Source organism: Castellaniella sp. (assembly GCF_004321985.1).
In the GTDB taxonomy this organism is placed as follows: domain Bacteria; phylum Pseudomonadota; class Gammaproteobacteria; order Burkholderiales; family Burkholderiaceae_B; genus Castellaniella.
Window position 1 is genome coordinate 1 of record NZ_SCQN01000068.1, and the last position, 6027, is coordinate 6027.

Below are 6027 nucleotides of genomic sequence, written 5' to 3' on the forward strand. Positions count from 1 at the left end.
AGGTCGAGGAGGAACGCCGTCAGGAGTCGGGCCGGACGATCATCCAGACCCGTGGCCTGGCCGAGGGCGGGCGCCTGCGGGCGATCCGGCTGGAGGGCGTGGTCTACAGCTCGGCGACCATCGAGAGCGTCGCGATGGACAAGGGCCGCGTCACGTTGACGTGCGCGCGGCGCGGATCGGCCAAGCGCCGGGTGATCAGCGCGTACGCATCCGCCATCACGTTCCTTGAGACCAAGGCATCGGCGGCGAAGGCGGCGCGTCCCTCGTCGGTCGCGTAGCGTTGTCGGCCCGCGACGCTCACGCGAATCCACGGCAGACCCTTGCCGGCATCACGTTCGGCGGCACGATGGTGGCTCACCACGTCCACTCACCTGCCGGAGCTTCCGCCATGCTGAAACTGACCCTCAACGAACCCCAGCGCGATGCGGTAATGGCCGGCCTGCGCCTCCTGCAACGGGCGCTGGACCTCGGCGAAGTGGCGCCCAACGACGGCAACGTCGGCGACATCCTGACGTGCAGCGGTCGCCATGAGGGTATGACGTCGGACCAGATCGACAGCTTCATCGAGAACACGCTCAACAGCTGATGCGTAGAGCGGCGCAGAGGGAGCGGTACCGCTGGCGTGGGTAGGTCCTGGGATGTACCCCCGTCGCAGCGCGACCGCGTCAACCGAGCATTGGCGTACGGCATGGAGAAAGAGTGCGCTCCTCGGCCTAGGCGGTGATCGGCACATCGCCGTACCATGCTGGGGCGGCCGCCGAGAAGACCGGCCAAGACGCGGCCGAGCGATCACGCATCCTCGAAAGCCTTCGAGCGGATCAACCGCCGGGCGCTGGCGCGGTCGACGCCCCGTCGGCTCACTGACCCCGGTCCTGGCTGGACGCTGCATACCGTCGGGCCGCGGATCCTGCGCGACGAGCCTTGCACGTCTTGCGCCACGGGTCGTTCGGCGCATGCTGATCGACATCCCGGGAATCTCGCGCGAGGTCGTATGAGCAAGGTCGAGTACTTCGTCTCCAACGAAAACACGCTGTGCTGCCTGCGCGAGGGTCAGCCGTCCTACACGATTCTCGCCGGCTCGGTGATCCGCGGCGGCCGCAGCTGGCTCGACGGTACCTTCATCCGGACGGCAGCCGACACCTTCCGCACTGCCACGCGCGAAGACTTCAAGGCCTACCGCGTGCAGCCGCCGCGCGGCCTCTTCGAGGGCGACGACGCTCCCGTGCACTCGCTCTGCGATGACGGCTGCTCGTGCGCCTGCCACGCGGCCTGAGGCCGCCGGGAATCCATTGCATGGCCGATTACCTCTACCGTTACGACTCTCTGGCGGACCTGCGGAAACAGGGCGCGGACAACGTCCTGCGTGCGCGCCGCATCCGGACCCAGACCAACAATCCGTTCGCGCACCACCAGCTGGAGCATGCGCTCGCCGCGGCGCCGCCCGGCCATGGGGTGTTTCGCATCTCGATGTGGCGCACGCTGGCCGACGCCCGCTGCGACCTTCAGCTGCCCGTTGCATTGGGGTGGTCCGAGGCGATCTCGACGCCCGTCTTGCAGCGGGTGCGCGCCGATCACCCTTTCCTCGCGAGCATGCAACGTGGCGACGACGAATACCTGCCGGGAAGCGCCTGGCTCTACTGGCGCACCGACCCGCTGGACGGCGATGCCGATTGGTCGGCGACCGGCATCCCTCACGCTGACATCGAGGTACTGGACCCGGACGGCACCTGGCACCCCTTCCCATGTGCGTCCTTCCAGGAAAACGACATTCCACCCGGATGGGATGAGCACGAACTCGATCTCACCGACATCGGGCGCCGCCGCTTCCACTTCGTCGCCCGCACGCTACAGGCGGCGCAGAGCAACGGGGGCGATGACGACTGGCTGCTGGTGCGCCAGCGGGCCGGCGGCGAGGCGCGCCCGGACTTCCAGCTGCTGAATGAGGACTTCCACGTACCACTGGTGGCGAGCCTGCTGCAGTCACGGCCGCATCTGCGCACCACAGGCCGACTGGTCGTCGCCGTCGAGTCAGGCAGCTCGGTCCATGCGGTGGAACTGGTGCTGCACCGCTTGGCCGCCCCGCCGCGCCTCGCCAGCCGCCTTCGCGCCTGGCTGCAGGGATCGTTGCCGTCGGCGCGCCAACACATCGCCCTTGCCGACGCGCGCGTGGTGGAAGCGGCGCTGGTGGAGCGGCTCTACACCGCGGCCGGCTGCGCTTCGGCCCTGGCCGGCGACCGACGGTGGGAATACAGCCAGAGCATGTTGGACGCCTTGCCTGCGTAGCCGCGGCACCGGCGCCAGCCATGGCCCTCACCGGGCGCACAGCACCGCTCAGCGTCCCGGTCCGACGACGATCGTACGCACGTTCGGACGTACGGCTGAACATGCCGACCGGATACAGCAAATTTGGATCGTACGATCCAAAAATGAGAGTGGTGGGTGTCGTCGCGGGACATACGGTGCAACGGAGCGTGGCTCAACGATGCTGGCCAGAACGATAGTGCGACATCGCGCGCTCCGTCAAGAATCTCGATCGTCGCCATCTTGCCGCAGTCATCGCGCGCCCGATGATGGCCTGGCCGCACCTCTGCCAAGGGAGTCACCATGCCTTCGAACCACGCCCGACGTTCACCGCCACCTACCCCGCATCTGTCGATCGGCGGCAAGAGCTACCTGATCGGCCGTGCGGCGTTCACGCGTGCCGTGCAAGCCGGTTCGCGGTCGCTGCAGAACGCGCCGGACGGATACGCGCAGCGCATGAAGCGGGGTGTGCGGTTGCACGGCGCCGACGGCGAGCCCTTCGCCTTCGTGGTGCTGGATCGCTCATCGCAGTGGTTGGTGACCGCCTCACGCCGCGGCTCGCAGTGCTGGTACATGTTCGCTCTGTGCGGCGCCGATGCGCGCCGCCTGGGGCTCGATCCCGACAGCGAGACCTTCTTCCGTGAAGAGCACGAGCTGGCCAGCGACATCCGCCGGCAATTGGCGGGCATCGACGCGGCGCCACCCGTCCGCGCCGGCGTGGACATCGCCGCCCGGGCCGCCGTCGCCGTCCCCCGCGAACTGACCACGTGCGCGAACGCATGAGCCGCACGGTGCGGGCTACCGCTGCCATCGAGGTTGGCCAGAGGTACGTGCTGGCCTACCCGGACAGACAGGTCACCGTGGATGTCCGGGCCGTCGTGCCGGCCGGTCGCGGCGAAACCGTGCATTTCGTCCCGGCGTCGGGCGGCTACTACCCAGGCCGCATGGCCGGGAGCGAGTTCGGGCGGATCGCACACCGAGCGGTGCCCTAAGCCCCGCGAGAGCCGTTGATCGCCCGTCTCGTTGCCCGCGAGGGCGGCCTGCAGGTCGCTGTCGTGCGCGTCGACGCCGGCTACGGCGACGCTGGGGACCGATCGGCACGGCAATGACCACGGCCGACCACGTGGCCGTCCGGCCAGGACCGTGCAGCCTCCAGTGGCGAGCCGGTCGCGCGCTGCAGCCCACAGGCGTTGCGCGGTTTCAGGCTCGGGGCACCATGGGTCATCCACGAGCCGCCCGGAGTGCCCATGCTGCCAACCACCTCGAATCTCCCCGAGAGCCCTGCCGGCGATGCTGGCGCACACGTACGCAAGGTGTGCCCCCACTGCGGCAGCGACGACGTGATGCGCACCGCAACCATGGTGTGGGACGTCGCCACGCAAGACTGGATCGTCTCCAGCCTCCACGACGACGGCGCCGCGTGCAACGCCTGCAATCGCGAGGAAATCGAGTTGGCCGTCGAGACGGTCGACGTTGGCGCGACGTCGCCCGCGGGCTCTGCGCAGGACAAGCCGCAGGACACACCGGACACCGTCCCCTACACAGCCGAGAGCTACACCGCCTTCCCCGCCGGCGGGCGGCACGAGTCGGGCTGGTGCGTGAAGTGTGGCGACGACACGGTGTGCGACGTGGTCGGCGGCCAGGGTGATGCAGAGCGCATCGCCGCCTTGCTCAACGCTGCGGCATTGACTACGGCCGCCGGCGGCGACGCCGCGGCGCACCTCCCAGACCTCAACCGCGAGGCGCAGGCGATCGCGCTCGGAACGCTGCGTCTCATTGACCTGCAGCTGCGCGAACCGCCCTCCCCGAAGATGCTTGTCGTCATGCGACAGATGGTGCGCTGCGCGCTCGGCGACTACACGGTGGATCGCGAACTCGCTTGCGAGCAGCTGGCTTCCGCCGCCTACCGGCGCACCTATGACAATCATTGAGGCGCCGCGATCAGCCTCGCGGAAGCCATGAAGCGCGTTGGAGGCGAGGCGGTCGCCCTTCCGGTTCGTCCAGCCGCGACAACGCACGACCCCTGCCTCCGCCGCTTGCGCCGCGAGCGACCTGGCACACCATGGGTCACCACCCCGTCAACGGCCATCCCATGCATCCATCCACCCTTCCCTCACCCATCCTCTTCGGATGCGAGCGCGCCTTCGATGTCGAGCACCTGCTGGCGATGGCGCCGGCCACGCATCTGCGGGAGGGCGAGCGCAGCCTGCTCGGCCTGGTCCTGCCCGTGTGGCAGCGCCCGGCAGTCTGGACGCGCCAGCAGCAGGTGCGTTTCGTGGAGGGCATCTTCCTGGGCCTGGGCACGGGGTACTACGTCACCACCGAGTGGGACTGGGACCACGATGGCGTGCGCCAGCCGTGGGCCGGGCTGCTCCTCGACGGCCAGCAACGGCTGAGTGCGCTGCGCGCCTTCGCGGCGGGCGAGTTCCCCGTGTTCGGTAGCACTCGCTTTGCGGACCTCTCGCTCGCGGAGCGCCGGCGGCGGTTCTACCGGGTGTCGTTCCCGTCGATCGAAATGGGGGCGACCGACGAAGCGACTTTGCGGGAGATCTACGATCGGCTGAACTACGGTGGTACCCCGCACGCGGCCAACCAGCGAGCCACCGGCGGTCGCGGCGGGGCGGCAACCTCCAGCGACGCCGCAATCTCGCTCGAACGCGCCATGGCCATGGCCGACCACGCCAGCCCCCTGCCCGCCGAGGCGACCGCTGCCCTCCGCACGCTGCGCGGTCGCATCCTCGAACTGGAGGGCGCCAGCAGGCATGACTCCCTCGCCGAGCGCGCGGCATGAAAGAGCTGACCGTCACCCACCACAGTGCCGCCGCCAGCGCGACCGTCGAGCGCATCGCCGGCCCCGCCCCGGGCCAGTACTGGCGTGCTCGCCACGACGTCGAAGGTCGGGATGACACCCGCGGAAAGTACAACGGCGTGGACGCCGGCGAGGTGCTGCTGCTGCAGGACATCGAGAAGGCTGACGGCGACGATCACGTGATCGTGCTGGCGCCGCACCCCGGTTGGGAGCGCTGCTATCAGATCCCGCTGCGCATCCACGCCGACGACTTCGAGAAGGACTGGGAGCTCGCCCACGACGGCGACGCCGTGCGCAGCCGAGAAATGGCGGCGCTTATCGACGCGATGCGCCTCACCCAGGAGGCGATGAGCCAGCCCCCGCCCGTGGATGCCGAGGCCCTGCGGCTAGGCCAGGAGCCACGCCTGAACGTCGGCGGCGCGACTGGGCAGGAGCTGGCCACCGAAGACGGGTTGAAGGCCATGACCCAGCATGCCGACGCGCTCAAGGCGTCCGCCGATGCCCAGGTGGCGTGGATCAAGGAACACAGCGACGAACTCGGGGACCAGGCCCGCGCGCTGGCACGCTTTCACCAGGAGAAAGCCAGCGCGCTGCTGGCCAATGCCAAGAACCAGCTGTCCGACCTCGACCGCCTTCGAGGCATGGTTACGAATCTGGAGATCTACACCGGCCAGGGCGTCGAGGTGCTGCCGCTGGCGAACGGCGAGCCGGCGGCGCGCGATGAACCGCTGGTGATCTACCAGGACCTGCTGAGTTTCGACGAAGAGCTCCTGCTGTGCCTCGACCAGGGCGGCCTCGATCACACGATGGTCGACCAGGTCGCCAAAGCGCTGGAAGACCCGGCCCTCGTGCGCCAGATGATCCCGTCGCCGCGGGGCGTCGTGCTGGTGCGCTTCCGCGGCGGCTACAAGGAGTTC

9 protein-coding genes are annotated in these 6027 nt (G+C 69.0%); all 9 read left to right on the forward strand.

The features are described 5' to 3' along the window. On the forward strand, positions 1–278 hold a 278-nt coding region (locus EPN31_RS15900; RefSeq protein WP_291775545.1), incomplete at its 5' end, for a hypothetical protein. 110 nt (positions 279–388) lie between these two features. After that, positions 389–586 (forward strand): hypothetical protein, encoded by a 198-nt coding sequence (locus EPN31_RS15905; protein ID WP_291775548.1) that lies wholly within the window; start codon positions 389–391, stop codon positions 584–586. Positions 587–991: 405 nt separating this feature from the next. Further along, positions 992–1273, forward strand: a complete 282-nt coding sequence (locus EPN31_RS15910) for a hypothetical protein (protein WP_015447815.1) — start codon at positions 992–994, stop codon at positions 1271–1273. A 20-nt stretch (positions 1274–1293) separates the two neighbouring features. Then, positions 1294–2283, forward strand: coding sequence for a hypothetical protein (locus EPN31_RS15915; protein WP_015447814.1), 990 nt, complete (start codon positions 1294–1296; stop codon positions 2281–2283). Between the two features lie 321 nt (positions 2284–2604). Further along, entirely contained in the window at positions 2605–3084 is a 480-nt protein-coding gene (locus EPN31_RS15920) for a hypothetical protein (protein ID WP_015447813.1), read from the forward strand. Beyond that, on the forward strand, positions 3081–3293 hold the full coding sequence (locus tag EPN31_RS15925; protein WP_015447812.1) for a hypothetical protein: 213 nt from the start codon (positions 3081–3083) through the stop codon (positions 3291–3293). Before EPN31_RS15920 ends, EPN31_RS15925 begins: the two co-directional genes overlap by 4 nt. Positions 3294–3548: 255 nt before the next feature. Continuing rightward, entirely contained in the window at positions 3549–4232 is a 684-nt protein-coding gene (locus EPN31_RS15930) for a hypothetical protein (protein ID WP_015447811.1), read from the forward strand. A 161-nt stretch (positions 4233–4393) separates the two neighbouring features. Further along, a complete protein-coding gene (locus EPN31_RS15935; RefSeq protein ID WP_291775563.1) occupies positions 4394–5092 on the forward strand; it encodes a DUF262 domain-containing protein in 699 nt (232 codons plus the stop codon). Continuing rightward, on the forward strand, positions 5089–6027 hold a 939-nt coding region (locus EPN31_RS15940; RefSeq protein ID WP_291775566.1), incomplete at its 3' end, for a hypothetical protein. The genes EPN31_RS15935 and EPN31_RS15940, both read left to right, overlap by 4 nt.

Coding starts and splice junctions, on each gene's coding strand:
- EPN31_RS15905 (WP_291775548.1), top strand. CDS start 389: ATGCTGAAACTGACCCTCAACGAACCCCAGCGCGATGCGGTAATGGCC.
- EPN31_RS15910 (WP_015447815.1), top strand. CDS start 992: ATGAGCAAGGTCGAGTACTTCGTCTCCAACGAAAACACGCTGTGCTGC.
- EPN31_RS15915 (WP_015447814.1), top strand. CDS start 1,294: ATGGCCGATTACCTCTACCGTTACGACTCTCTGGCGGACCTGCGGAAA.
- EPN31_RS15920 (WP_015447813.1), top strand. CDS start 2,605: ATGCCTTCGAACCACGCCCGACGTTCACCGCCACCTACCCCGCATCTG.
- EPN31_RS15925 (WP_015447812.1), top strand. CDS start 3,081: ATGAGCCGCACGGTGCGGGCTACCGCTGCCATCGAGGTTGGCCAGAGG.
- EPN31_RS15930 (WP_015447811.1), top strand. CDS start 3,549: ATGCTGCCAACCACCTCGAATCTCCCCGAGAGCCCTGCCGGCGATGCT.
- EPN31_RS15935 (WP_291775563.1), top strand. CDS start 4,394: ATGCATCCATCCACCCTTCCCTCACCCATCCTCTTCGGATGCGAGCGC.